Origin of the sequence: Planotetraspora kaengkrachanensis, assembly GCF_016862895.1 — a bacterium.
Classification (GTDB): Bacteria; Actinomycetota; Actinomycetes; order Streptosporangiales; family Streptosporangiaceae; genus Planotetraspora; species Planotetraspora kaengkrachanensis.
This window is the reverse complement of the sequence record NZ_BONV01000044.1, coordinates 15,030-41,809: the sequence shown is the minus strand read 5'-3', so window position 1 is coordinate 41,809 and position 26,780 is coordinate 15,030. Positions and strand designations below refer to the sequence as shown.

Sequence of the window (26,780 nt, the reverse complement as noted above, 5' to 3'; positions counted from 1 at the left end):
AGACTTCGAATCCCCCCGGCCCGCAGCAGCACCGACCATCGGCGCACCGCCGACCGACCAGCACGCAGAAAGATCGTGACACCGTGAGCACCGCAGCAGCCCGCATCACCCACCTCGTCGGGGGCAGCCCGTGGGAGGGCGCCTCCGAGCGAACCGGCGACGTCTACAACCCCGCGACGGGAGCCGTCACCGGCCACGTCGACCTCGCGTCCGCCGGCCTCGTCAACGAGGTCGTCGCCGCGGCGGCGGCCGCGTGGCCGGTCTGGGCGAACACCTCCCTCGCCAAGCGCACGCAGGTGCTCTTCGCCTTCCGTCAGCTCCTCGACGAGCGCAAGCACGAGATCGCCGCCCTGATCACGGCCGAGCACGGCAAGGTCCTCGACGACGCCCTCGGCGAGGTGAGCCGGGGCCTCGAGGTCGCCGAGTTCGCGTGCGGCATCCCGCATCTGCTGAAGGGCGGGTTCAGCGAGAACGCCTCCACCAACGTGGACGTGTTCTCCATCCGGCAGCCGCTCGGCGTCGTCGGCGTCATCTCGCCGTTCAACTTCCCCGCCATGGTCCCGCTGTGGTTCATCCCGGTCGCCATCGCCTGCGGCAACGCGGTGATCCTCAAGCCCAGCGAGAAGGACCCCTCGGCGGCCGTCGCCGTTGCCCGGCTGTGGACCGAGGCCGGCCTGCCCGACGGGATCATGAACGTCGTCCACGGCGACAAGGAGGCCGTCGACGCGCTGCTGACCAATCCCGAGGTCAAGGCCGTCTCGTTCGTCGGCTCCACCCCCATCGCCCGGTACGTCTACGAGACCGGCACCGCGAACGGCAAGCGGGTCCAGGCCCTCGGCGGAGCCAAGAACCACATGCTGGTCCTGCCCGACGCCGACCTCGACCTGGCCGCCGACGCCGCCGTCAACGCGGGATTCGGCTCCGCCGGCGAGCGGTGCATGGCGATCTCCGCCCTCGTCGCGGTCGACGGCATCGCCGACGAGCTCGTCTCCAAGATCACGGACCGGATGCGCAAGCTGCGCACCGGCGACGGCACCCGCGGCTGCGACATGGGCCCGCTCGTCACCGCGGCCCACCGCGACAAGGTGAGCGGCTACGTCGAGGCGGGGGCCGCCGAGGGCGCCACCGTCGTCGTCGACGGCCGCGACGGCGAGTTCGACGGCGGTTCTGACGGCTTCTGGCTCGGCCCGACGCTCCTCGACAACGTCACCCCGGGCATGTCCGTCTACCGCGACGAGATCTTCGGGCCGGTCCTGTCCGTCGTCCGGGTGCCGTCCTACGAGGAGGGCGTGCGCCTCATCAACGCCAACCCGTACGGCAACGGCACGGCGATCTTCACCAACGACGGCGGCGCGGCGCGGCGCTTCCAGCACGAGGTGGAGGTCGGCATGGTCGGCGTCAACGTGCCGATCCCGGTGCCGGTGTCCTACTACTCGTTCGGCGGGTGGAAGAACAGCCTCTTCGGTGACACCCACGCGCACGGCACCGAGGGCGTGCACTTCTTCACCCGCGGCAAGGTCGTCACCTCCCGCTGGCTCGACCCGAGCCACGGCGGGCTCAACCTGGGCTTCCCGCGGAACGACTGAGCACCGGCCGACATGGGCGCCGCACCGTGTGACCTCGCCTCCCTGCGGGACGAGGTCGCACGGTCGTGCGCGGCCTGCCGCCGGCCAGCGGCTCAGCCGGGGCGGGCCGGCCGCCGGTCAGTGGCTCAGCCTGGCCGCGGACTGGGCGGCGAGCCGCTCGGCCAGCCGTTCCGCGGGCGTGCCCTCGTCGAGCGCCTCCTCGACGAGCGCCGCCTGGGTGGGCGGCGCCATGCCCCCGATCGGCCGGTCACGGTCGAGGTTCGTGGGGAAGGAGTAGCCCTCGGCCGCGGCCGCGACCACGTTGGCCAGGGCGCGCCGGTCCCAGCCGGCCGCCTTGCGGGCGAGCAGCGCCGGATAGACCGCGTTCACCACGCGCTCGCGGTCGACGGTCTCCATGGCCCGCCCGAACGCGGAGGAGATCTGCAGCAGGTTGGCCATGCGCCTGATGCCGGCCGAGTGGTTCGACCCGGCGGCGTGGAACAGCGCCGGATTGAAGAAGACCGCGTCTCCCTTGCGCAGCGGCAACTGGATGTGATGGCCGGTGAAGTAGTCCTGGAACTCCTCCAGCCAGTAGGCCAGATAGCCGAGCTCGTACTTCTGCGAATGCGGCAGGTAGAGCGTCGGCCCCGACTCCACCGGCATGTCGCGGTGGGCGACCGCGCCTTGGAGGGTCAGGTAGGGGGACAGGTCGTGCACGTGCGCGGGATATCGCGCCGAGATCTCCGGCGACTGGAAGCCGAGGTGGTAGTCCCGATGGACCGTCTGCCCCTCTCCCCCGGGGTTGACGACGTTGACCTGGGAGGTGACCTGGTAGCCCGGGCCGAGCCACGCGGTGGACACCAGGGCGACGGCGTCGCAGGCGTAGTAGTCGGCGAAGGCGTCGGGGTCGGCGACCGCGAGCTTCTCCAGCGCGTTCCACACCCGGTCGTTGGCCCCCGGCTTGGCGAAGTGGTCGCCGACGGCGATCCCCGCCGCCCGCTGCTCCCCGATCATCCGCGTGAACGCCGCGCTGACCCGGTCGACGACCGCCGGTTCGACGGCGCCCTCGACGACCACGATGCCGGGGCCGGCCGACAGGGCGCGGGCGATCTCCGCCTGCAGCGCGCGCCCGCCGCCGGCCTCGGCGGCCGCGGCCCGCAGCACGCCCCCGGCGTACACCGGGACCTCCTGCTCGACGCGGTCGGCGTTCGGATGGTCGGCGGGGTCGGTGCGCGCCTTGAGCACCTGGAGGAGATCGTCGAGGCGGGCGTCGGCGGCGCGCAACCAGCCCTGCGGAGCGTTGGCCATGGAATCCTCCTGTAGACGACGGGGCCGGGGCCGTCTCCAGCATGTGGCGGGCCGGCAGGGCGTTCCAGCGGCGCGGTGCCTCAATAACGCCTCACCGGCGCGCGGGGGCCTCGCATGACGCGGGGCCACCGGGTCGGGGACATCGCCGAGCAGGCGGGGCTGAGCAGGGCCACCGTGGACCGCGTCCTGCACGGCAGGCGCGGCGTGAGCGCGCGTGCGGTGCGGGCCGTGGAGCAGGCGCTCCTCGACCTCGATCGTCAGCAGAGCCAGCTTCGGCTCGGGGCGCGCACGATCATGCTCGACGTGGTCATGCAGGCGCCTGAGCGGTTCAGCGGCGCGGTCCGCGACGCGCTCGAGGCGGAGTTGCCCGCGGTCCGGGCGGCGGCCGTCCGCGCGCGGTTCCATCTGCGCGAGTCCGGGGAGGCCGCCGGACTCGCCGACGTGCTCGACCATCTCGGCGGGCGCGGCCGCACGACGCACGGGGTGCTGCTCAAGGCACCCGACCGTCCGGAGGTCGCGGAAGCCGTCCGCCGTCTCCATGAGCGCGGCGTGCCGGTCGTGACGCTCGTGACCGACGTGCGCGACTGCCCGCGCATCGCGTACGTCGGGCTGGACAACGCGGCGGCGGGGACCACGGCGGCCTATCTCGTGGCGCAGTGGACGCGTGGCGGCGCCGGCACCGTCCTGGTGACGCTCAGCCGCTCAGTGTTCTTCGGGGAACGAGAGCGGGCCGAGGCGTTCGAGCGGGCCCTGGCCGGGCTCGCCCCGGAGCTGGCCGTCGTCGTCCTCACCGACGCCGACGGCCTGGACGAGGCGATGGGCGCTCTCGTCAGGACCGCGCTGGCCGACCATCCCGCGGTGCGCGCCGTCTACTCCGTTGGCGGCGGCAACCGGGCGATCACCGACGAACTGGCCCGGGCGGGCACCACCTGCGAGGTCTTCCTCGGCCACGACCTCGACGGCCACAATCTGGGGCTGCTGCGGGCCGGCGTCCTCCACGCGGTCCCGCACCACGACCTGCGCGCTGACATGCGGGCCGCCCTGCGGCAGGTGCTCCGGCACCACCGGCTGCTGCCGGGAGCGCCGACGTCGGTCCCCGCCGGGGTCGAGGTGATCACGCCCTACAACGTCCCGGCGCGGTTGGCGCCCACGTGACATCGGCGGCGCGCGGCACCCGGCCCGCGAGGCCGACGAGCACCGGCCGCCGGGCGCCCGGCCGTCAGCGCGCCACCAGGGCCAGCGCCGCGAGCACCGACGCGCCGAGCACGGCCTGCTCGAAACGGGCCTGGCTGATCCGCCGCGCCACGTGCAGGCCCGCCCATCCGCCGACGAGGACCAGCGGCGCCAGGGCGAGGGCGAGGGTCATCGTCTGAGTGTGGAACAGCCCGAGGCTCGCGCTGAAGGGCACCTTGCAGACGTTCACGCCGAAGAAGAAGAACGCGCCCGTCCCGAGGAAACGCCGCTTCTCCACTCCCCGCGCGACGAGATACAGCGTCATGACCGAGCCCGCCGCGTTCGCGATCATGGTCACGAATCCCGCGGCGAGGCCGGCGCCCAGAGCGGCGGGCCGCCCGGACGCGGGTCCCCCCGCACGGGGCGGACGCCAGCGCAGCACCAGCTGGAGGACGGCCATGATCACGAGCAGGACGCCGATGACGCGGCGCAGGAGGTCGTCGTCGACCACGGCGAGGAACAGGGCACCCAGCACGAGCCCGGGCAGCACGGCGGGGATGAGCCTGCGCAGCAGCGACCAGTCGCAGTCGCGGCGGTAGTGCCAGACCGCCATGACGTCTCCCACGAGCAGCACGAGCAGGATGGCCGCCGTCGACTCCCTGGCCGGCATCAGCGCGGCGAAGATCGCGACCGAGATGCTCGCCAGGCCGCCGATCGCGGTCTTGGCGAATCCCACCAGCAGCGCCGCGACCCCGAACAGCACCACGACGGCTGCGCTCACCGGTGCGCCCCCGTGGTCGCCCGCACCACCAGTGCCGGTGCGACGACCACCGGGCTCCCCGGCGGCCGTCCCCCGTCGAGCCGGGAGGCGGCCCGTTCGATGGCGAGCCGGCCGAGCGCGTCAGCGTCCTGGCGGATGGTCGTCAGGGCGATGTGGGCGTAGGACGCCGCCCGGATGTCGTCGAACCCGACGACGGACAACCCCTCGGGCACCTTCAGCCCGGCGCGCCGGACCGCGTCGACGAGCCCCAGCGCGCAGCGGTCGTTGAAGGCCGTCACGGCCGTTGGCCGCTCCCCCGGCGGCAGGCTCAGGAGCGCGCCCGCGGCGCGGGCGCCGTCCTCCTCGGTGAGTCCGCCTGGCAGCAGGGGCGAAGCCGCGAGGCCGAGCCTGCGCACGGCACTCCGGTAGCCCTGGCGACGCCGGGCGGCCCCGGGCGCCCGTCCCCCGTCCACGTGGACGATGTGGCGGTGGCCGAGTCCGTGGAGGTGGGCCACCGCCTGGCGCAGCCCCTCCGCCTCGTCGGTGCGGACCACGTCGACCCCCTCGGCGCGGACGTCGCGCAGCAGGCTCACGGTCGGCAGCCGCGCCGCCAGCTCGGCCAGGGCCGTGGACGGCAGCGCCGAGCCGACCAGCACGATCCCCTCGCACCGCTCCCCGAGCAGGGCGCGGACCGCCTCCTCCTCGGGACGGCGCGGGGTCACGCCGCTCAGGACCACCTCGTAGTCGGAGACCGCAGCCGCGGCGTACAGGCTGTCGACCAGGTCGCCGTGGAAGGCGTGGCCGACGCCGAACACGACGCCGAGCATCCGGGTGCGGGTCCTGCTGAGGCGGCTGGCCCGCCGGTCCGGCTGGTAGCCGAGGTCGGCGGCCGCGGCGAGCACCCGCTCGCGGGTGCGCTCGGAGGCGCCGGCCGTGCCGCGGAAGACGATGGAGACCAGCGCCCGCGAGACGCCCGCCCGCGCCGCGACGTCCTCCATGGTCGGGCGTTCGGCGCTCATGGCGACCACTGTATCTGGAGCGCTCTAGTCCCGCGCCCTTGACGAGACGCGGAGGCCGGCGCGATGCTCGATACTAGAGCGCTCTAGTCGAGGAGTCGTCGTGCCCTACCCCTCCCCTCTGCCCGAGCCCGTGCGCTTCGGGCTCATCGGCGCCGGTCGCATCGGCACCTTCCACGCGGTCACGCTCGCCCGGCGCCTGCCGGAGGCCGAACTGGTCGTGGTCGCCGATCCCGCCGACGGGGCCGCGCGGCGCCTCGCCGTGCCGCTCGGCGCGGCCGCCACGACCGACCCCGTCGCCGTGCTGGCCGACGATCGCGTCGAGGCGGTCGTCATCGCCGCCTCCTCCACCGCGCACGCGGACCTGGTGATCGGGGCCGCGGCGGCGGGCAAGGCCGTGTTCTGCGAGAAGCCGATGGCGATGACCCTCGCCGAGGCCGACGCGGCGATCGCCGCCTGCGAGCGGGCCGGCGTCCCCCTGCAGGTGGGGTTCAACCGGCGGTTCGCCGCCGACTTCGCCGCGGCCAAGCGCGTCGTCGACGAGGGCGGCGTCGGCACTCCGCAACTTCTCCGCTCGCTGACCCGCGACCCCGGCCTCGCCGATCCCGCCGCCGTCCCCCCATGGACGATCTTCACGCAGACCCTCATCCACGACTTCGACACCCTCAACTGGTTCAACGCCGGCGCGGAGGCCGTCGAGGTGAATGCGATGGCCGACGCGCTCGTCGCGCCGGAGTTCAGGTCCACCGGCCTGCTGGACACCGCGGTGGTGACCATCCGCTTCGGCAACGGCGCGCTCGCCACCGCTGAGGCGAGCTTCTCCGCCGCCTACGGATACGACGTGCGCGGCGAGGTCTTCGGCTCCGCGGGGATGGTGACCGCCGGCGGCCCGGCCCAGCCCGCCGTACGGCACTGGAGCGCCGCCGGCGTCGCGGGACCGACCGTGCGGGCGGACACCGAGCTGTTCCCCGACGCGTACGCCGCCGAACTGGCCGCCTTCTGCCGGGCGGTGCGCGAGGGCACCCCCGCCGTGGTCGGCGGGCACGACGCCAGGTCCGCGTTGCGGATCGCGCTGGCCTGCGTCGCGTCGGTCGAACGCGGCTCTCCGGTCCGCCTCGGCGAGATCGACCCGCCCGCGGAGGCCGCCGTATGAGCACGCGAGGGAGGCAGGGACCGTTCGTCCTGGCGGTCTGCGCCGAGATGGTCTTCCGTGAGCTGCCCGTGGCCGAGCGGGTCCGGCGGATCACCGAGCTGGACTTCCAGGTCGAGATCTGGGACTGGACCCGCCACGACATCGGCGGACTCGCCGCGCTCCGCGAGGAGGGCGCCGTCTACTCCTCGATGACCGGCTACGTGCGCGGGAGCCTCACCGATCCTGGCGGCGCGGACGAACTGCTCGCGACCGCCGCCGAGTCGGTCGAGGTCGCGCGGCGGCTCGGGATCCCCAGGCTCAACCTGCACGGGACCGGCCTGGACGGCGACGGCCTGCCGGTGGTGCCGGTCGAGGAGGTGACCGGCCCGATGTGGCCGGCCGCGCGCCGTACACTCGCCAGGATCGCCCGGCTCGGCGAGGAGCACGGCGTCACCTTCGTGCTCGAGAACCTGAACACCGCGGTCGACCATCCGGGCGTGCCCTTCGCACGGGCGGAGGACTGCCTGGCGCTCGTGGAGTCGGTCGGCAGCGAGCGCCTGCGGCTGATGCTCGACCTCTACCACGCCCAGATCGGGGAGGGGAACCTCATCGAGCTGTGCCGCCGGGCCCTGCCGTGGATCGGCGAGATCCAGGTCGCGGACGTGCCCGGACGTCGCGAGCCCGGCACCGGCGAGATCAACTATCCCGCCGTGGCGCGGGCGCTCGCGGAGATGGGCTTCACCGGCACGATCGGCCTGGAGGGCTGGGCCTCGGGCGAGAGCACGGCGGCCCTGCGCGCCTTCCGGGACGCGTTCACCGTCGAGCCCGCCCCCTGAGACCCGGCGCGGCCGCACGGCGCGCGGGGCGGGGAGGTCACAACCATCCCCTCCGCTTGAACATCATGTAGAGCGCGCCGGAGGTCAGGGCCATGACCATCAGGGCGAGGGGGTAGCCGATGATCCAGTGCAACTCCGGCATGTGCTCGAAGTTCATGCCGTAGACGGTCCCGACGAGCGTGGGGGCGAAGAAGATCGCCGCCCACCCGGAGATCTTCTTGATCTCCTCGTTCTGGGCGTAGCTGGCCTCGGTGAGGTGCTTGACCTCCTCGTTCTGCGCCTGGCCGATCAGCGCGGCCTTGATCGTGAGGGTCGTCTGGTAGAACTCGATCACCCCCTGGAGGTACTCCCGCTCGCCGTCGGCCACGCTGCGGATCCGCTCGAACTGGCCGGCGATGTCGATCACGAGCCGTTGCCCGCCGGGCGAGATGCGGGTGAGGTTGGACATCCCCCCGTAGATCGCGGCGCTCAGCGCGGCCATGGTGCGTACGGCGAGCAGGCCGTGCCGGGCGCGGAACAACTCGTTGAGGAACTCCTCAGGCTCGCCGACGGACCCGCCGGTGACCCGCTGTTCCAGCCGCCACACGTCGCTGGTCACGGTCTCGACGTACTCCTCCTGGTTCCGCATCAGGGCGGAGACGATCGCGTGGGACAGCTCGAAGCCCGAGCGGGGCCGCAGCCGCCCGGCCCTGATCCGGGCGAGGACGGCCCTGGTCTCGCGCAGCGCGACCTGCGGATCGACCGACGGGTTGACCGGGCCGTGGACCGTCACCAGATAGTTGCGGCCGATGAACTGGTCGATCTCGATGTAGTGCACATGGCCGCGCTCGCCTCGCTCGGGCGTGTGCAGGACGACGAACAGGTGGTCCAGGTAGGCGTGCGTCTTGGGGACGCGGTTGCGCTCGACGCAGTCCTTGATCGCCAGGGGATGGAACGCGAACACCTCCGACAACACCCGGGCGGCGTCCTTGTCGCAGCCGGGGATGTCCACCCACACCAGGCCGTCCTGCCTGGCGAGCAGTGCCGGCAGTTCGCCGACGAGACGGTCCTCGACCCCGTCATCGCTGATCAGGCGCACGTCCATTCGGCCCTCCACCTCGAGCGCCCCCGCTGAGCCGGACCCTCGGAGCCGTGTTGCCCCGCTCACCCGATCCTGCCAGGACGGCTATCCCATATCGGGCGCAAGACCCTCAAATCGGACCATAGGCGACCGGCGCGTCAACGGTGCGTAGCAATGGGGAGGGCGGCCGTCAGAATCCAATCAAGAACCCCGTGACAAACGCGGGACCAGCTCATATTTGGTTCATGACGATGATTTCCTCGTGGCGAGCCGCGGACGTCCGGCAGTGGCACGGCCACGGCATGGAGCAGTTCCATCACCCCCGTCCCGCCTGTCTCGGGCACGGGTCGTCCTTGCGGCCCACCGAGGAGCGCCGGCGGCTGTTGCAGGGTCTCAGCGGAACGGTGCTGGAGATCGGCGCGGGCGACGGCATCAAGTTCGCCTGCTACCCGGACACGGTCCGCCAGATCGCCGTCGCGGAGACCGACTCCTTCCTGCTCGACACCGTCCGCAGGAACTGCGCGCAGGGGGCGATCCCGGTGCACCGGGTCGCCGGTGACGTCTCCGGCCTTCCCGTGCCTGACGGCATGTTCGACGCCGTCGTCTGCTCGCTGATCCTGTGCACCGCACCCGACCTCGGCCGTTCCCTGACCGAGATCAAGCGGGTGCTCGAACCGGGCGGCGAACTGCGCTTCTACGAGCACGTGCGGTCGGCCCACCACTTCGCGGCGGCGGCCGAGCGCCTCGTGACGCCGCTCTGGTCACAGGTGTGCGGCGGCTGCCACCCCGCCAGGGACACCCTGGCCGCCATCGAGTCGGCCGGGTTCGTGGTCGATCACGTCTCCCGGTTCACCGTCATGGGGGTCAGCCACGTGCTGGGCACCGCGCGGAAGGCGGCCTGACGCTCGGCGCGCCGGGCCGCCCGCGCGTGGAGGTCACGGTCGCGCGGTCTCCTGGCGCGGGCCGGCCGCGACCGCCGCGCGGTCCCGCAGAGCGGCCGCGCGTACGGCCAGGGCCGCCGACAGCGCTTCGCAGTCGTCGAGGGTGAGAGGTGCCCGGGGCAGGAGGTACAGCAGCCCGGCGGGCCCGTCGACCAGGTCGACCGGCAGCGGGCGGGCGGGCGCTTCGATGGATGCGGTAGTCACAATGCGCGTCATTCTGCCGCCTGGCACCGACAGAAATCGCGGCATTTGTTGGCGGGCCGGATCAGGTGGCGAGGTCCCGCCGGCGGAACAGCACCATCCCCGCTGCGGCCAGCGCGGCCGCCACCACGACAAGCCCGATGATCGGGCCTGGGGTGGCGTCCACCGCCGGAATCGCCGGCACGTGGGTGAACGGCGACACGTCGCGAACCGCCTGGGGCAGCCCGAAGACGTCGCCGAGCAGACCGCAGGCCAGACTGACCACCAGCCCTGCCCAGGCCAGTGACACCACCATGCGGGGCAGGCCGCCGAACACCAGCACCACGAACCCGGCCACGGTCGTCGCCGCCGGCAGTTGCGCCAGCCCGGCGCCGACCAGGGTGAGGACGCCGACCTCACCCCCCACGGCCGCGTCGGCGAGGCCGGTCGCCGCTCCGGCGAGCACCAGCATCGCCGCCGCTCCGCCGACCGCGCAGGCGAGGTGGGCGGCCACCCATCTGGCCCGGCCGACCGCCGTGGCGAGCACCGCCTCGGCCGGTCCCCCGGCCTCCTCCGAGCGCAGCCTCAGCAGCACCTGCACGGCGAAGCAGGCCGCCACGGCGCCGAACACGTTCATCATGGCGGCGAAGAACGCCTCCACGAGGCCGGCGGAGCCCGTCCCCGCGAGCTGGCCCATCAGCTTCGACACGCCCTCGTTGCCGCCGAGCGCGTCGTTCACGACGTCGCCGAGTGAGCCGACGCCGAGGCCGAACGCCACACTGCCCACCAGCCAGCCGATCGTCGAGGCGCGGTTCAGCCGCCACGCCAGCCCGAGCGGGCTCAGGAGCATGCGCGAGGCGGCGGCCGGGCCGGGCCTCTCGGGAATCAGGCCGGCGCCGAGGTCCCGGCGGCCGCCCAGGGCGAAGGCGCCCCACACGCAGGCGACCAGCAGCAGGATCGGCAGGACGAGCACCCACAGGCGCTCCGCGCCGTACGGGCGCGCCAGCATGCCCCAGCCGAGGGGCGACACCCAGGAGGGCCAGGCGCTCGTCACCTGGACGCCGTCCGCCGCCCGCTCGCCGAGCGCGTCGCCGATGCCGCGGACGAGGTAGGCCACCCCGACGGCGGTGGCGGCGAAGGCGTTGGCGGAGCGGGCGCTCTGGAACAGCTGCGCGCCGACCGCGGCGATCCCGGCGAACGCCATCCCGGTCACCGCGCACGCGACGCCGAAGGTCACCGCGCCGCCGGCGGGCAGGCCCGCGCTCGCCAGGGCGCCGATCAGCGCGACGCCGAACACGAGGTTCGCCCCGATGACCACGGTCAGGGCGGCGGTCAGGGCGGCGCGCCTTCCGACACTGGCCGCCCCGATCATCTCCGCCCGGCCGGTCTCCTCGTTCTGCCGGGTGTGCCGTACGACCGCGAAGGTGCTCATCAGCGCCGCCAGCACCAGCATGAAGGCGAGGTTGCGGAAGTTCACCAGCGCGCCGAGGTCGGTGCCGACGGGCGTGCCGCGCATCAGCAGCACGGCGGGGCTGGTCCCCGCTCCCTGCAGCGCGGTGGCGCGTCCCGCCGCATCGGGGAACTCGTCGATGACGGCGGCGGCGCCGGCGGCCAGGATGACCGCCGAGCCGGCGATCCAGACGGGCAGCTGCACCCGGTCGCGCCGCAGCGCGAGCCGGACCAGCCGCCCCGTTCCCGCGTAGGCGCTCATCGGGCCGCTCCTGCGGAGGTAGCCTCGGCGGCGGACTCGGGCGCGTCGCCGTAGTGCCGCATGAACAGCTCCTCCAGCGTCGGAGGCCGGCTCGTCAGCGTCTGGACCTCGAAGGAGGCCAGGTGGCGCAGCACGCCGGGCAGGGCCGCCGCGTCCACGTCGAACCCGGCCCTGCCGCCGTCGGCCACCAGGTCGTGCACGCCTGGCAGCGCGTCCAGTCCGGTGATCGGCTGGGCCGCCTCGACGACGACCGAGGTCCGGGTGAGGTGACGCAGCTGCGCCAGCGTGCCGGACTCGACGGTGACCCCGTCGCGGATGATGCTGACCTTTGAGCAGAGGGCCTCGACCTCGGAGAAGATGTGGCTGGACAGCAGCACGGTCGCGCCCGCGGCGCTCACCTCCCTGACGGTCTGCTGGAACGCGGCCTCCATCAGCGGGTCCAGCCCGGAGGTGGGCTCGTCCAGGACGAACAGCTCGACGTCCGAGGCGAAGGCGGCGATGAGCGCGACCTTCTGCCGGTTGCCCTTGGAATAGGTCCGGCACCGCTTGGTCGGGTCCAGGCGGAAACGTTCGAGAAGCTCCGCGCGGCGGGCCTGGTCCAGGCCGCCGCGCAGGTCGCCGAACAGGTCGACGGCCTCGCCGCCGGTCAGGTTCGGCCACAGGTTCACGTCGCCGGGCACGTAGGCCAGCCGCCGGTGCAGCCGCGTCGTGTCCTGCCAGGGGTCGCCGCCGAGGACCTGCGCCCGGCCGGAATCGGCGCGCAGCAGCCCGAGCAGCACGCGGAGCGTGGTGGTCTTGCCCGCGCCGTTGGGGCCCAGGAACCCGTGGACCTCGCCGGTCTGTACGACGAGGTCGAGACCGTTCAGCGCCCTGGTGCGGCCGAACGTCTTGACCAGCCCTTCCACCGAGATGGCGTCAGTCATCGTGATGCTCCTCGAATCTGCGGAGTGCGGCTCCGCGTCCTTCCTGGGTGGATGAGTGCGAGATCTTGTCGAGGGCGTCTCGCAGGGAGACGGCCTCCTCCGGGCTGAGCGCGGGGTGCGAGTAGACGTCGAGCAGGGTCACCGCGAGCAGGTGGGCGCCCTCCGGGGTGAACAGGTCGACGCCGAGCCCTCGGGACACGTGCTGGTAGAGGACCATGACCGACAACCCCATGGCCGTCGTCACCGTCGCGCGCGCCCTGAGGTCGGAGAAGGGCGGGTCGGGACGGCGCTGATCCGCCTCCGCGAGCCACTCCTCGCTCATGCGGACCATCTCGTCGAACAGGGGCGCGGCCCATCCCCCGGCCAGCGCGCGGGCCATGTACGGCCGGTACGGCCCGAGCGCGGCCATGGACGCGGCGACGGGGTTCGTCTCCGGCATCCGGTGCGTTCTGGCCTCGTCGTTCAGCCGGCGGACGGCCTTCAGGAGGTAGTCGTCGCACGCCTCGCGCAGCCCCTGTTTGGAGCCGAAGTGATGACGCACCAGGCCCGAGGACACTCCGGCCGTCTCGGCGATCCCGCGGATCGTCGCCCGGTCGAACCCGTGCTCGCCGAAGTGCCGCAACGCCGCGTCCCTGATGCGGGCGCGGGCGGTGAGGTCCTCGGGTTCCGGTCCTGTCATCGCCACTATGGCTCGTCCCCTATCCATTCATGTAGCGCGCTACTCGTGCGTACAAGACGCTACACACTTGTGTAGTCGGTCGCCAGGCCCGGAGGTTGTCCTTGACGCGGAATTGACGGCCGCGGAGTGACTCGCCATAAGGAAGGCGTCAACACCGCTTGCTGAGGGGCTTCACGAGCCGACAGAGTGGATTCTCGACCGAATCGGGTGCCCGGAAGGGAGGGGAACATGACACCGCGGATCGCCTGCACGGCAATCTCCGGCCGTCCATGTCTTCCCTCTTCATTTGCGCTCGTTCGATCTCACGTCCCTTGAGCAAGGACGTCCTCTCGGGTGGCGGGTCCCCGGTTCACATTCAGACCGACCCGCTCCGCGCCGCGACCCCTGCGGGTGGTCCGGCGCCGATGGCCTCCCGGTGAACGCCTCAGGCCGGCGAACGGGGATGCGGCCGGGCATGCCGCATCTCCTTCGCCCCGCCCGGCCCTTCACGGAGAAATCCGGTCACTCCATCTCGGGAGGCCCCCAAAGGGCGGGAACAGGTTCCCGCCGATCAAGGAGAAGGGCCATGACCACACCTCACCCCCTCGCGCCCTCGGTCACCACGGCCAAGAAGGAGCTGTTTCTCCTGGCCGCGCGCACCCTGGCGGCCAACGGCGTGCAGGACCTGGATGATCGCTTCGCCTCCCTGGTCGATCAGTTGGCGGTCAACGAGGCGACATGGGTCCGCGGCCTCATCGACTGGACGCGCCGTCAGCCCGCGCTGCGCGGGTTCGGCCTCGCGCTCGCCGTCGAGTTCATGCACGCACGGATGGTTGCCGGGCTCGGCGTGCCCGCGGAGCGGCGTGAGCTGATCGACAACCTGCTGACCAGGGCCGACGAACCGGGCGAGCTGCTCGCGCAGTGGATCCGCCGCCATGGCGGCTCGATCCCCAAGTCGGTCAGGGCGGGCGTGGCCGACGCCGTCGCACGGCTGTACGACGAGGTCGCGCTCCTCACCTACGACGACGGGGACGCCGCGATGCCCTTCTCCGAGGTGATCGCCCTCACCCACCCCAAGCCGATCGGCCGGATCCAGAACGAGATCTTCCAGTACGCGGCGGTGCGCCGGCGCGGCTCCCACCCGATCCCGGAATCGCTGGCGACCCTGCGCGCGCGGGCCCAACTGGAGGCGATACCCGCCGACCGGCGCCTGCGCACGCTGGAGCGGCCCGACGCGGGCGGCGTGTTCGTCAAGGCCGCGATGACCTGGCGGCAGGTGCGCGACTGGCTGGGCGGGACGATGACCGACAAGGCGTGGGCCGTGGTCGCGCCGCCGATGAGCTACCGCGAACGCCTGGCGCACCTGCCGGACTTCGACCGCGCGGGTCTGTCCGACGAGGTCGCCGACTGGCTGTCCGCCGAACTGGCCGCGCAGAAGTCGGTGAAGCGCGGCAGGGCGCTGCCCGTGGAGATCTTCGCCGGCTACCGCTCCGTCCCCTCGTCGCGGTGGTCCTGGGCTCTGGAGCAGGCCATGGAGCACTCACTGGACCAGGTGCCCGCCCTGCCTGGGCGCACGGTCGTCCTCGTGGACCGCAGCGAGCCCATGTCCGAGCCGGTCTCCGAGGGGTCGCCGCTGACCCGAGCGGACGCGGCGGCCGTCTTCGGCGCCGCCCTGGCGTCGCGTGCCGCCTCCGCCGACCTGGTCGAATGCGGGCGGGTCACCGGGACGGTCCCGGTAGGAGACGGCGACCGGCTGCTCGAGACCGTCGGCCGCCTCTGCGAGCCGGGCGGCGGGCAGACCGTGGCCCGGGCGCTGCGCGCGCACGTGCGGGGACACGACAGGGTCGTCGTCCTCACCCACCCGGCCGCGGCCGTGGAGGCCGCGGAGGCCGTGACCGTGCCCGGTCACGAGCACATCATCACCGACGTCAGCGACGCCTGGTTCGCCGCCATCCCGCACGTCGAGATGGCGCGTACCGGCGCCTGGCCGTTCTGAGAAAGGTCGCCATGTCCAAGCGCGCCCGCAAGAAGCGCACCCGCAGGAACAAGAACGCCAACCACCGGATGAAACCCGGCCACGGCTGATGACCCCGAGGGCTCCGGCGCACCTCTGCGCCGGAGCCCTCGTGCCAAGAAAGTGATCATGATGCTTCCCGAGCTCTTCCGTCCGCGTCCGTCCCGTGGCTACCTGTCGCTGGCCGTGGTGACGGCCCTGCTCGGTTTCGCCGCGGCGACCAACCTGACCGCCGGCACCTTCGCCGAGCTCCTCCTCGGTCTCGTCCTCGTCCTCGTCGCGTCGTACCTGCTCGCCCTGGCGCTGTGCTTTCCGCTGATGCGCTACGTGGTGTCGGAGACGACGCTGACCGCGAAGTACGGCCCGCTGCTCCGCTACCGCATCCGCCTGTCCGACATCACGTCGGTGACGCCCTCCCATCTCGCCCAGGACTCCGCGGCCGCGCTGGCCATGCCCGGCATCGCCCTGTACGGCATGCGCTGCGCGGGCCTCGGCCGCGTGCGCATGTGCGCCACCCGGCCGTCGAACAACGTCCTCGTGATCGTGACCGGGGACGGCAGGCGCTACGGCGTCACCCCGGCCGACGACCGCGCCTTCCTGGACGCCCTGCGACGCCACGGCGTCCCGGTCGGGCAGTGAACCCGGCCTGCGCGGCCCGTCGGTTCCCCGTACGCGGCCGCGCAGCGTCGCACCTGCCGATTCGCGCTCTCCCGCTGGTGTCCCGGAGCTTCCGGTAAGCAGGGTCTTGTCAGCCATCTGTGCTGGTGTTACGTTTCCCGCAATCGAATCAGTTCGAAAGCGGGAGACGGCCTTGACGGTGACCATCGCCGACGTCGCGCGGCACGCGGGCGTGTCACGCAGCACGGTGTCGTACGTGCTGAGCGGCAAGCGGTCGATCTCCGCCGAGACCATCAAACGGGTCGAGCGCAGCATCGAGGAGCTGCAGTTCCGGCCGCACGCGGGCGCCCAGTCGATCCGGACCCGCCGCACCGGGGTCATCGCGATGGCGCTGCCGCTCGTCCACGGCCCCCACAACCAGGTGCAGATGCCGTACGTGTGGGCGGCCCTGGCCGCGGCCCGCGAGGTCGGCCTCAAGCTGCTGATGCTGCCCGACGACGACGGCGAGACCGCCATCAGGGACGCGGTCGGCACGGCGCTGGTCGACGGCGTCATGGTGATGGAGGTGCAGCAACGCGACCAGCGGGCCGGGCTGCTGCGTTCGCTGAAGTGCCCGGCGGTCCTGGTCGGCACCCCGGACAACCCGCACGGCCTGCCGTACGTCGACTTCGACTTCGCCGCGTGCGGCCGGCTGTGCGCCGAGCACCTGCTGGAGCTCGGCCACTCCCACGTGGGCTTCCTCGGCCAGCCGCCCGAGACCTACCGGCGGGGCGTCGCCTACGCGGCGCACGCCCGCGACGGCGCGATGAGCGCGCTGCGCGAGCAGGGCGCCCGGGCCACGTGGACGGCGTGCGACCCCTCCCCCGGCGGTGTGGTCGCCGCGCTCGAGGAACTGCTCGAGAAGGACCCCGAGATGAGCGGGCTGATCGTCTACAACGAATGGGCGCTCCCGCTCGTGGTCGATCGCCTCGCGTCACTCGGTCACCGGGTGCCCGGCGACGTGTCGGTCATCGCGATCTGCCCCGACGACGCGGTCGAGCGCTTGGCCCATCCGCTGACCACGGTGTCCCTGCCGGTCGAGGACCTGGCCCGCATCTCCGTCCAGCGCCTCGCGGGCCTGATCAACGGCGAGCGGCCTCCGTCGGTCACCATGCTGGCTCCCGAGCTGAAGGTCCGGGAGAGCACGGGCCGGCGTCGCTCCCCCGGCCACCACCCCCCACGGAGCTGACGTGCGCGGCTCCACCCCCTTGGCGGACGTCGACGTTCGTCGAATCAGTTCGAAAGGCAAACCCACGATGACACGCATATCGGGTACCCCCCTCAGGACGGCCCGCCGCGCCGCCGCCGTCACCGTCGCCGCCGTCACCGCGCTGACCGCGGCCGCGTGCGGCGACAGCGTCGGGGACGCGGCGGAGGGCGGCTCGGGCGGCGCCTCGACGCTGACCGAGATCGACTACTACGAGGCCGCGCCGCAGAACACCCAGTTGCCGAAACTGCTGGACGAGTGCGCCGCCCAGGTGGGCGTCACCATCGAACACCAGCAGGTGCCCCGCGCCCAGTTCATGCCGAAGCTGCTGCAGCAGGCGTCCTCGCACGCGATGCCGGACCTCGCGCTCATCGACAATCCGGACCTGCCCCAGCTGGCCGCGACGGGTGGCCTGCTGCCGCTGTCCGACGCGGGGCTGACCACGGAGGGGCTCTATCCGTCGATCGTCGAGGCGGGGCGGTTCCAGGACAAGACCTACGGCATCGCGCCCGGCGTCAACGGCCTGGCCCTCTACTACAACAAGGACGTCTTCGCCGATGCCGGTCTGACGCCGCCGAAGACCTGGGACGACCTGACCAGGGCCGCCCGCGCGCTGACCAAGGGCTCCCGGTACGGCATCGCGTTCTCCGCCGTGGGCACCGAGGAGGGCAGCTTCCAGTTCGAGCCGTTCCTCTGGACGGCCGGGGCCGGCCTCAAGCAGCTGGACTCGCCGCAGGCCGTCCAGGCGCTGACGTTGTGGAAGGACCTCGTGGACGGCAAGTCGGCCTCCAAGTCGGTGGTCACGTGGACGCAGGCCGACGTCAACGACCAGTTCATGGCGGGCAACGCCGCGATGATGGTCAACGGCCCCTGGCAGCTCCCCACGCTGAACGAGAAGAAGGACCTGAACTTCGGCATCGTCCCGATCCCGGTCCCCTCGCCGGAGGCCGATCCGGTCACCCCGCTCGGTGGCGAGGTGTGGACGGTCGGACGCAGCGACCCGGCGCGGGAGAAGAACGCGGTCGCGGTCCTGAAGTGCCTGCTCAGCCAGGACAAGAGCCTGGAGTGGTCGACCAACGCCGGATACATCCCGAGCAACGAGGCGGCGGCGAAGCAGATGGCCGCGAGCAATCCGCAGCTGGCCGCGTTCGTCGAGGAGGTGGCGACGGCCAGAGCCCGCACCGCCGAGTTGGGAACCGCGTATCCGAAGGCCAGCGAGGCCCTGTTCAACGCGATCCAGGCGTCACTCGCCGGCGGCACGCCGCCGCAGGAGGCGCTGAGCGCGGCGCAGGCCGCCGCGGGGGCCTGAGAGGACCGCTGTGATGATGGCCGAGACCATCCCCGGCGCGGCCGCGCCGGCCGGGGCCGTCCGCGTGGGACGACGCGTGGGACGACGCGCCGGACTGCACGTGGGACGACACGGGGGGCGCAGCGCGGGCGCCCGCAGGAGCCGCGGCGGCACGGGCTGGGCCGCCTTCGGCTTCATCGCGCCGGCCTGGCTGTACGTCGCCGCCTTCTACGTTTATCCGCTGGCGGCCAACGTGCGGATGAGCTTCCAGGACTACACGGTGACCTCGTTCTTCACCGGGCGGGCGCCGTTCGTCGGCTGGCGGAACTACGAGGCCGTCTGGCAGGACCCGGCGTTCGCCGCGACCGTGGCGAACACCGTGCTCTTCACGGTGGGTTCGCTGCTCTTCCAGTTCGGCGCCGGCCTGGCGCTGGCGGTGTTCTTCCAGCGCCGGTTCCCCCTTGGCGGACTGCTCCGTTCGCTGCTGCTCGTGCCGTGGCTGCTGCCGCTGGTCGTGTCCGGCACGGCCTGGCGATGGATCATGGAGACCGATTCCGGCGTGCTCAACCAGGCGCTGATGCAGGTTCATCTCATCGACCGGCCGATCCCGTGGCTGGCCAGCACGAGCGTGAGCCTGCTGTCGGTGACGCTGGTCAACATCTGGGTCGGCGTCCCGTTCAACATGGTGATCCTCTACGGCGGCCTGCAGGGCATCCCCGCCCACCTGTACGAGGCCGCCGCGCTGGACGGCGCAGGCGCGTGGCGGCGGTTCCGGCACATCACCCTTCCCCTGCTCCGCCCGGTCACCGCGGTGGTGCTCACCCTCGGGCTCATCTACACCCTGAAGGTCTTCGACGTGATCATGGTGCTCACCCAGGGCGGCCCGGCGGACTCCTCGCAGACCCTGACCACCTTCGCCTACGACCTGTCGTTCCAGCGGCTGACGTTCGGTCACGGAGCCGTCGTGGGCAACCTGCTCATCGTCGTCGCCGTGGTCTTCGCGTTCGTCTACCTCAGGGCCACCCGCGACGGTGAAGGGCGGGCCGCCGCATGACCGCCGTCCGCCGGTACGCCACGACGGCGGCGGGGCTGCTGATCCTCGCGGTCATGCTGTTCCCGCTGTACTGGATGGTGAACGCGTCCCTGCTCCCCTCCACCGAACTGGTCGGCAGCGAGCCCGCCTGGCTGCCGGTCCACGCCACGTTCGAGGGGTACCGCAACGCCCTGTCCAGCCAGGGCGGCCACCTGCTCACCAGCCTGTACGTGTCGCTGGGCACGGTGGCGGCGACGCTGCTGATCGCCGTGCCGGCCGCGTACGGGCTCGCCCAGCTCCGCGCGGCCGGGGGCAGGCTCCTGGTGTTCGCCCTGCTGATCGCGCAGATGATCCCCGGCATCGTGATGGCCAACGGCCTCTACGTCGCCGCGGACGCGCTGCATCTGATCAACTCGCCACTCGCGCTGGTTCTGGCCGACTCGACGTTGTCGGTGCCGTTCGCCGTCCTGATCCTGCACGCGTTCATGCGCACGGTGCCCGCCGAGGTGCGGGAGGCGGCGGCGATCGACGGCGCGACCCGGCTGCGCACGCTCGTATCGATCATCCTGCCGGTGAGCCGCAACGCCGTGATCACGGCGGGCCTGTTCTCGTTCCTGTTCGCCTGGGCGGACTTCCTGTTCGGCGTGACCCTCACCTCACGCGACGAGCGGGCGCCGATCACCGTCGGCATCTACCGCTTCATCGGCGCGCACATGAGCGACTGGAACAGCGTGATGGCCACCGGCGTCATGGCGTCGGTGCCGGTCGCGGTGCTGCTGGTGGTGGCACAGCGCTACGTCGCCGCCGGTGTCACCGCCGGCAGCGTGAAGGACTGACGCCGTGGACCCTCCCGAGCCCCTCCCCCGCCCACGAACCCTTTGATCATCTGTTTGATCATCCGTGACAGGAGAACCCTTGCCTCGTCCGTTCACCGAGTCCGCGCACCAGCTCATCTGGCGGCGCGGGCACGAGGTGCTCGCCATCCAGCCGTGGGGCCGCGACAGCGTGCGGGTGCGCGCCGGCGTCCATCACATCCTCGACGGCCTGCCCGGCGCGCTCGACGCGGAACCGCCCTCATCGGACGGCGCACGCGTAGAGATCGGCGCGGACCTGGCCACGCTGAGCAACGGCGCGCTGACCGTCACCGTCACCGCCGACGGCCTGCTGACCGCCTCCCGGTCCGGCACCGGGGCCGAACTGCTGCGTGAGGAGCCGGCCCACTTCTGGTGGCCGGGGCCGCGCCACTTCGAGGCGGCGGGCGGTGGCAGCCATCGGATCGAGCAGCGGTTCGCCGCCTACGACGACGAGAGGATCTACGGCCTGGGGCAGCACGGGCACGGCCGCTTCGACCAGAAGGGCATGGTGCTGGAGCTGCGGCAGCGCAACGGCGAGGTGACGGTCCCGTTCGCCGTGTCCAGCCGCGGCTACGGCCTGCTGTGGAACAGCCCGGCGGTGGGGCGGGTGGAGTTCGCCGCCAACGGCACGCGCTGGGTGTCCGACCAGGCCCGGCAGCTCGACTACTGGCTCACCACGGGCACGCCGGCCGAGATGCTCGCCCACTACGCCGACGCCACCGGTCACGCCCCACGCCTGCCGTCCTGGGCGTCGGGGTTCTGGCAGAGCAAGCTGCGCTACGAGAGCCAGGAGGAACTGCTGGGCGTCGCCCGCGAGTACGCCCGCCGCGGCCTGCCGCTGTCCGTCATCGTCGTCGACTACCTGCACTGGCGCCACATCGGCGACTGGGACTTCGACCACGACGCGTGGCCCGACCCGCACGCGATGGTGGACGAGCTGCGGGCCCTCGGGGTCGAACCGGCGGTTTCCGTGTGGCCGTCGGTGAGCCCGCTGTCGGGCAACTACGGCCCGATGCGGGAGGCGGGACTGCTGATCGCCACGGAAAGCGGCGCCGCCGTACACGCCGAGTGGCCCGACGGAGAGTCGGACTCCGACATCGCCGTCGCGTTCTACGACGCGACCGACGAGCGGGCCAGGGACTGGCTGTGGGACCAGCTTTACGAGCACTACTACAAGGCCGGGATCCGCATCTGGTGGCTCGACGCGTGCGAGCCTGAGACGCGGCCGGGACACGCGCACAACCTCAGCTTCGCCGCCGGGCCGGGCGCCGAGGTGGCCAACCTCTATCCGCGGGAGCACGCCCGCGGCGTCCACGAGCACATGCAGGCGCTGGGCGAGACCGAGGTGCTCTCACTGGCCCGTTCGGCCTGGGCGGGCTCGCAACGTTACGGCGTGGCGCTGTGGTCGGGGGACATCCCGGCCACGTTCGACGCCCTCGCGTCCTCCATCAGGGCCGGGCTGAACGTGGCGATGAGCGGCCTGCCGTGGTGGACGACCGACATCGGCGGCTTCCACGGCGGCGACCCCGACGACCCGGAATACCGCGAGTTGATCGTCCGGTGGTTCCAGTTCGGCGCCTTCTGCCCGCTGTTCCGCCTGCACGGCCACCGCGAGCCGCGCGTCGGCCGCAGCTTCGTCGGGGTGTCCGGCGGGCCGAACGAGGTCTGGTCCTTCGGCGACGAGGCGCTGCGGGCAATCACCGGCGTCATGGCTCTGCGCGAGCGGCTGCGGCCGTACCTCCACGACCAGTTGCGCGACGGCGAGCGCACCGGGCTGCCCCTGATGCGCCCGCTGCTGCTGGAGTTCCCCGGCGACGAGGCCGCCTGGGCCGTCGACGACGAGTTCATGTTCGGCCGCGACCTGCTGGTCGCTCCGGTCACCGAGCTCGGCGCCCGCAGCCGCGAGGTGTACCTCCCCGCAGGCGCCTCCTGGACGCACACGGACACCGGTGCGGTCCATGCGGGCGGCACCCGGATCACGGTCGACGCCCCCCTCGACCGGATCCCCCTGTTCAGCCGGGACGACGCCCGGCTTCCCGTCCACCCCTAGCCCGAGGCGCCCGTCCTCCCGGCCGGGCGCCTCCACCCCCTATCCAGGAGGAGTGATGACCCCCCACACCCGCCTCCGCTTCGCCCGCCTCATCCGCCTCGTCCGCCGGTCGGCGGCGCCGGTGCTCGCCATCGCCGCCGTGGTGGCCCTGACTCCGCTGCCGGCGGCGCCCGCGAACGCGGCGGACGCCACGGTCACCGTCGACCTGTCCCGGCGCGGCAGGGTTCCCACCCGCGCCGGAGCCGGTTTCCTGTACGGACTCAGCCAGAACGGGTCCGGGCCTGCCGACGGCCTCCTCCAGCCGCTGCGGCCGACCCTCTTCCGCGGCGGCGGAGCCCGCATCGCCGGGCACGGCTGGATCGGCGACGGCTACACCGCAGGACCTGGTTACCAGGTCCGCCTGACCTCGGCGCTCGACCAGGCCAGGCGGGTGACGGCCGCACCGTACGGCGCCGCCTACCACCTACTGGTCTCCGACGTCTGGGGCGCGGACACCGAACAGCCCGCGAGCACCGTGTACCCGTGCGACAACGGCGACTGCGCCAACTGGCGGACGTTCATCGGCCGGCTCGTCGCCGACGTACGCGCGTCCGGCGTCCCGGTGCGGTACGACATCTGGAACGAGCCTGAGGGCACGAGTTTCTGGCCGCGCGGCGTCAACAGCGCGCAGTACTTCCAGATGTGGGACACGGCGGTGAACGAGATCCGCCGGCTGGATCCCGCGGCCGTCGTCGTCGGCCCGTCCTTCGGCGGCTACAACCGCACCTGGATCAACGACTTCCTGGCCCGCACCAAGGCGGACGGGACGCTCCCGAACGTGCTGAACTGGCACTTCAGCGGTGATCCCGTCGCCGACGCGGCCGACGCCAGGAGCCTGTTGTCCGCGAACGGCATCCCGGCGATGCCGCTGACCATGGACGAGTACCTGTTCTCCCAGCAGCAGAACCCCGGCTACCTGGCCTGGTACCTGGGCCGGCTGGCTCAGTCGGACATCTCGGCCGCCGCCCACGCGATCTGGTCGGACTGCTGCGTCGCCGGCACCCTCGACTCGGTCCTGACCTCCGACCAGCGGCCCACCGGCCAGTGGTGGGTCTACCAGGCGTACGCCCAGATGACCGGCAACCTGGTCGCGACCACGAACGCGAACGGAGTCGCCGTCGCGGCCGCCGCCGACCAGGGGCAGGGCCGCGTCATCGCGCTGCTCGGCAACCAGGCGGGGCAGACCGGCACCACGACCGTCGCCGTCAGCGGCCTGTCCTCCGCTCCATGGCTGGTCGTCAACGGCACCGTGCGGGTGAAGGTGGAGCGGATCCCCCATCAGAGCCCGCTGTCCGCGCCCTTCGTCGTGTCCGAGGGCGACGTCGCCGTCACCGGTGACGCCGTCGCCGTCCCGGTCACCCATGCCTCCGGCACCGACGCCTACACCATCACGCTGACCCCGGGCGGCGGCACGCCGGGCGCCGGCACCGTCACGGTCGACGGGAACACCACCGGAAGCGGCGACCTGCAGTTCCAGTACGGCCCGAACTGGGGACTGACCACCGGCGTGCCCGACATGTACGCCGGGACGGCCAACTGGAGCCACACCGCCGGAGCCACCGCCACGTTCCGCTTCACCGGCACCCAGGTGGCGCTGCGTGCCGTACGCGACGTCGACCAGGGCAGGATGACCGTGTCCGTCGACGGCGACGCGGCGCAGACCGTCGACGACTACAGCCCGTCCCGCGACGCGTCCGGCGTCGTCTGGACCAGCGCGGTCCTGTCCTCGGGCTCGCACACGCTGACGATCGTCAACACGGGCCAGCGGAACTCGCAGAGCGGCGGCGTCAACATCGCCCTCGACCGCGCCGACGTCTCCCGGCAGGCCGCACCGCCCCCGACGGTGGTCACGGTCGACGGCAACACCACCGGAAGCGGTGACCTGCAGTTCCAGTACGGCCCGAACTGGGGCCTGACCACCGGCGTGCCCGACATGTACGCCGGGACGGCCAACTGGAGCTACACGGCCGGCGCGACGGCGACGTTCCGCTTCACCGGCACCCGGGTCGCCCTGCGTGCCGTACGCGACCGCGACCAGCAGATCATCGCGCTGTCCGTCGACGGCGGCCCGGAGACCACCGTCGACGACTACAGCCCGACCCGCGACGCGTCCGGCGTCGTCTGGACCAGCCCGATCCTCCCCTCGGGGGCCCACACCCTGCGGGTGCGGCTGACCGGCGTACGCAACGCCGCCAGTTCCGGCGACAACGCCGCACTCGACAGCGTGGACGTCACCCGCTGACTCCCGGGTCTCAGTGCGCGGGCCGTGCTCCGCGCACTGAGACCCGGATCACATCCGGCGTTGTCACACGAGAGCCCGGTCGCCCGTCTTGTCGCCGTAACGGACGTTCTCCCGGCCGGCGGCCGGGACGGCAGACACGGAGTGATCATGAGAGTTCTCGTAGCCGGAGCCACCGGGGTGATCGGCAACAGGATGGTGCCGCTGCTGACCGCGGTCGGGCACGACGTGATCGGATTGGTCCGGCCGGGAGGCGCCGGCCGGGCGCCGGTCGCGACGGGCACGGAGGTGGTCATCGCGGACGCCCTCGACCGGGAGGCGCTGCGCCGGGCCGTCCGCGAGGCGGCGCCCGACGCGGTGGTGAACATGCTCACGGCGATCCCCGCCACGATCGATCCGAAGCGACTTTCGCGGGATTTCGCGCTGACCAACCGGCTGCGCACCGAGGGCACGCGCAACCTGATCGACGCGGCCGGCGAGGCCCGGATCATCAGCCAGGGCCTGGCCTACGCCTACCAGCCGGGCGAGGGTCCGGCCGACGAGGACGCCCCCCTGTGGCGGACGGGCACGCCCAGACAGTTCGCCCCGGTGCTGGACGCCCTGGTCGAGCTGGAGAGGCTCACCACACAGGCCGGCGGCCTGGTCCTCCGCCTGGGGCACCTGTACGGTCCCGGGTCGATCTACTCCGCGGAGGGGTCGTTCACGCGGCAGGCGCGCGCCGGGAAGGTCCCGCTGGTCGGTGGTGGCAACGCGGTGTTCTCCTTCACCCACGCCGACGACGTGGCGGCCGCGGTCGCCGCGGCGCTCGACAAGGACGGCGTCACCGGCGTGCTGAACGTGGTGGACGACCATCCCGTCCCCCTGCACGAGTGGCTGCCCGCGTTCAGCGGCATCCTTGGTGGCCGGGCGCCGGGGAAGGCGCCCGCCGCGCTGGCCAGGTTGGCGGTCGGACGCTGGGGGGTGGCCTTCATGAACGAACTGCGGGGCGCCGACAACGCCCGTGCCCGCCTGAGCCTGGACTGGCGGCCGCGGTACGCGTCGGTTCTCGAGGGGTTCGCCGCCGACCTGTCCGCCGAGACGGCCAGGTCACTGTGATCATAGTCCGACGGCACGGACGAGACCGAGTGGAAGGGGAACGACATGGGGTCGCACGCGGAGGTGTTCGACGAGTACCGGCAGCTGCTTCTCGGCCTGGCCTACCGGCTGCTGGGCAGCATGTGGGACGCCGAGGACGTGGTCCAGGACGCGTTCGTGCGCTGGATACGGACGGACCTGTCCGAGATCCGCGAGCCGCGGTCCTTCCTGGTGACGATCGTGTCGCGGCTCGCGCTCGACCAGCTGCGGTCGGCGCGGGCCACCCGTGAGACCTACACCGGCCCGTGGCTGCCCGAACCCGTCGACGGTCAGGCGTTCGGCCCGCTCGACACGGCGGAACTGCGCGACACCCTGTCGTACGCGACCCTGCACCTGATGGAGCGGCTGTCCCCGCCCGAGCGGGCGGTGTTCGTGCTCCGGGAGGCGTTCGACCTGCCGTACGACGACATCGCGGAGATCGTCGGCAGTTCGGCCGCGACCTGCAGGCAGTGGCACCACCGCGCGGCCGGACGGCTGGCCGGCGACCGGGAGAGGTTCCACCCGTCGGCCGCCGACCACGAGGAGTTGCTCGGCCGGTTCCTGGCCGCCGCCCAGAGCGGCGACCTGGCCACGCTGACCGACCTGCTGGCCGAGGACGTCGTCGCCTACAACGACGGCGGCGGCAAGGTCCGCGCCGCGCTGCGCCCGATCATCGGCCGCGCCAAGGTGGTCGCGTTCGTCGCCGGGCTGCTGTCCCGTTATCCCGTCGAGGAGACCCGCTCCGTCGAGGCCAACGGCGAGCCGGCCATCTGGACCGTGGTCGGGGGTCAGCGGCAGCTCGTGACGGTCGACGTCCGCGGCGGCCGCATCCACGCCATCTACGCCGTCCTCAATCCCGACAAGCTCTCTCACCTCACTGGCTGAATTTATTCGCATCTCGGGCAAATGCATTAATAGGGCATTTTCTGGGCCGCCACTGGAATCGATTCACCCAACGGGCAATCTCAATTCATCTCGAATTCAGATCGGCAGTCGTACGGTAAGGGCAATCGTCTCCGATCT

General features: G+C 72.3%; 23 protein-coding genes. 15 read left to right on the top strand and 8 right to left on the bottom strand.

What is annotated here, in order from left to right:
* Positions 1-83 precede the first annotated feature (83 nt).
* Complete coding sequence (locus Pka01_RS34440; RefSeq protein ID WP_203887160.1) at positions 84-1,586, top strand: CoA-acylating methylmalonate-semialdehyde dehydrogenase; 1,503 nt, start codon at positions 84-86, stop codon at positions 1,584-1,586.
* Between the two features lie 117 nt (positions 1,587-1,703).
* Here Pka01_RS34440 and Pka01_RS34435 read toward each other — a convergent pair whose 3' ends face one another.
* The gene (locus Pka01_RS34435; protein WP_203887159.1) at positions 1,704-2,873 is read right to left on the bottom strand and encodes a phytanoyl-CoA dioxygenase family protein; all 1,170 of its coding nucleotides are present in this window, start codon (positions 2,871-2,873) and stop codon (positions 1,704-1,706) included.
* A gap of 114 nt (positions 2,874-2,987) precedes the next feature.
* Here Pka01_RS34435 and Pka01_RS34430 point away from each other — a divergent pair, with 114 nt between their 5' ends.
* Positions 2,988-4,028 carry a LacI family DNA-binding transcriptional regulator gene (locus Pka01_RS34430; protein ID WP_203887158.1) on the top strand — a complete coding sequence of 347 codons (1,041 nt, stop codon included), beginning with the start codon at positions 2,988-2,990 and terminating at the stop codon, positions 4,026-4,028.
* A 64-nt stretch (positions 4,029-4,092) separates the two neighbouring features.
* Here the strand turns inward: Pka01_RS34430 and Pka01_RS34425 are convergent, their stop codons facing one another.
* Complete coding sequence (locus tag Pka01_RS34425; RefSeq protein ID WP_203887157.1) at positions 4,093-4,827, bottom strand: sulfite exporter TauE/SafE family protein; 735 nt, start codon at positions 4,825-4,827, stop codon at positions 4,093-4,095.
* On the bottom strand, positions 4,824-5,825 hold the full coding sequence (locus Pka01_RS34420) for a LacI family DNA-binding transcriptional regulator (protein WP_203887156.1): 1,002 nt from the start codon (positions 5,823-5,825) through the stop codon (positions 4,824-4,826). Before Pka01_RS34420 ends, Pka01_RS34425 begins: the two co-directional genes overlap by 4 nt.
* A 100-nt stretch (positions 5,826-5,925) precedes the next feature.
* On the opposite strand from Pka01_RS34420, the gene Pka01_RS34415 reads away from it, so the two are divergent.
* Both Pka01_RS34415 and Pka01_RS34410 read left to right on the top strand, forming a co-directional pair.
* Positions 5,926-6,975 (top strand): Gfo/Idh/MocA family oxidoreductase, encoded by a 1,050-nt coding sequence (locus tag Pka01_RS34415; RefSeq protein WP_203887155.1) that lies wholly within the window; start codon positions 5,926-5,928, stop codon positions 6,973-6,975.
* Positions 6,972-7,790: a TIM barrel protein gene (locus Pka01_RS34410; RefSeq protein WP_203887154.1), complete on the top strand. Its 819-nt coding sequence runs from the start codon at positions 6,972-6,974 to the stop codon at positions 7,788-7,790. Before Pka01_RS34415 ends, Pka01_RS34410 begins: the two co-directional genes overlap by 4 nt.
* Before the next feature lie 37 nt (positions 7,791-7,827).
* On the opposite strand, the gene Pka01_RS34405 is transcribed toward Pka01_RS34410, so the two are convergent.
* Positions 7,828-8,874: a magnesium transporter CorA family protein gene (locus tag Pka01_RS34405; protein ID WP_203887153.1), complete on the bottom strand. Its 1,047-nt coding sequence runs from the start codon at positions 8,872-8,874 to the stop codon at positions 7,828-7,830.
* A 221-nt stretch (positions 8,875-9,095) separates the two neighbouring features.
* Between Pka01_RS34405 and Pka01_RS34400 the strand changes: the two genes are divergently transcribed.
* Positions 9,096-9,752: a class I SAM-dependent methyltransferase gene (locus tag Pka01_RS34400; RefSeq protein WP_239115828.1), complete on the top strand. Its 657-nt coding sequence runs from the start codon at positions 9,096-9,098 to the stop codon at positions 9,750-9,752.
* Positions 9,753-9,785: 33 nt separating this feature from the next.
* Here Pka01_RS34400 and Pka01_RS34395 read toward each other — a convergent pair whose 3' ends face one another.
* From Pka01_RS34395 to Pka01_RS34380, 4 genes are all read right to left on the bottom strand, one after another.
* On the bottom strand, positions 9,786-9,995 hold the full coding sequence (locus Pka01_RS34395; protein ID WP_203887152.1) for a hypothetical protein: 210 nt from the start codon (positions 9,993-9,995) through the stop codon (positions 9,786-9,788).
* A 61-nt stretch (positions 9,996-10,056) separates the two neighbouring features.
* Positions 10,057-11,682, bottom strand: coding sequence for an ABC transporter permease (locus Pka01_RS34390; protein WP_203887151.1), 1,626 nt, complete (start codon positions 11,680-11,682; stop codon positions 10,057-10,059).
* Complete coding sequence (locus Pka01_RS34385) at positions 11,679-12,605, bottom strand: ABC transporter ATP-binding protein (RefSeq protein WP_203887150.1); 927 nt, start codon at positions 12,603-12,605, stop codon at positions 11,679-11,681. Before Pka01_RS34385 ends, Pka01_RS34390 begins: the two co-directional genes overlap by 4 nt.
* Complete coding sequence (locus Pka01_RS34380) at positions 12,598-13,284, bottom strand: TetR/AcrR family transcriptional regulator (RefSeq protein ID WP_203887149.1); 687 nt, start codon at positions 13,282-13,284, stop codon at positions 12,598-12,600. Before Pka01_RS34380 ends, Pka01_RS34385 begins: the two co-directional genes overlap by 8 nt.
* 565 nt (positions 13,285-13,849) lie before the next feature.
* On the opposite strand from Pka01_RS34380, the gene Pka01_RS34375 reads away from it, so the two are divergent.
* The 10 genes from Pka01_RS34375 (at position 13,850) to Pka01_RS34330 (ending at position 26,642) form a co-directional block, all read left to right on the top strand.
* Entirely contained in the window at positions 13,850-15,259 is a 1,410-nt protein-coding gene (locus Pka01_RS34375; RefSeq protein WP_203887148.1) for a TROVE domain-containing protein, read from the top strand.
* A gap of 147 nt (positions 15,260-15,406) precedes the next feature.
* A complete protein-coding gene (locus Pka01_RS34370) occupies positions 15,407-15,916 on the top strand; it encodes a PH domain-containing protein (protein ID WP_203887147.1) in 510 nt (169 codons plus the stop codon).
* A gap of 106 nt (positions 15,917-16,022) precedes the next feature.
* Entirely contained in the window at positions 16,023-17,123 is a 1,101-nt protein-coding gene (locus tag Pka01_RS34365) for a LacI family DNA-binding transcriptional regulator (RefSeq protein WP_275414526.1), read from the top strand.
* A 67-nt stretch (positions 17,124-17,190) separates the two neighbouring features.
* Positions 17,191-18,450 (top strand): ABC transporter substrate-binding protein, encoded by a 1,260-nt coding sequence (locus Pka01_RS34360; RefSeq protein ID WP_203887145.1) that lies wholly within the window; start codon positions 17,191-17,193, stop codon positions 18,448-18,450.
* A gap of 13 nt (positions 18,451-18,463) precedes the next feature.
* Positions 18,464-19,483: a carbohydrate ABC transporter permease gene (locus tag Pka01_RS34355; RefSeq protein ID WP_239115826.1), complete on the top strand. Its 1,020-nt coding sequence runs from the start codon at positions 18,464-18,466 to the stop codon at positions 19,481-19,483.
* Positions 19,480-20,298: a carbohydrate ABC transporter permease gene (locus tag Pka01_RS34350; protein ID WP_203887144.1), complete on the top strand. Its 819-nt coding sequence runs from the start codon at positions 19,480-19,482 to the stop codon at positions 20,296-20,298. Before Pka01_RS34355 ends, Pka01_RS34350 begins: the two co-directional genes overlap by 4 nt.
* A 79-nt stretch (positions 20,299-20,377) precedes the next feature.
* Complete coding sequence (locus tag Pka01_RS34345; RefSeq protein ID WP_203887143.1) at positions 20,378-22,366, top strand: glycoside hydrolase family 31 protein; 1,989 nt, start codon at positions 20,378-20,380, stop codon at positions 22,364-22,366.
* 55 nt (positions 22,367-22,421) lie between these two features.
* Positions 22,422-24,647, top strand: coding sequence for a hypothetical protein (locus Pka01_RS34340; RefSeq protein WP_203887142.1), 2,226 nt, complete (start codon positions 22,422-22,424; stop codon positions 24,645-24,647).
* Between the two features lie 147 nt (positions 24,648-24,794).
* Complete coding sequence (locus Pka01_RS34335) at positions 24,795-25,739, top strand: NAD-dependent epimerase/dehydratase family protein (RefSeq protein ID WP_203887141.1); 945 nt, start codon at positions 24,795-24,797, stop codon at positions 25,737-25,739.
* A 45-nt stretch (positions 25,740-25,784) separates the two neighbouring features.
* A complete protein-coding gene (locus Pka01_RS34330; RefSeq protein WP_203887140.1) occupies positions 25,785-26,642 on the top strand; it encodes an RNA polymerase sigma-70 factor in 858 nt (285 codons plus the stop codon).
* Positions 26,643-26,780 lie beyond the last annotated feature (138 nt).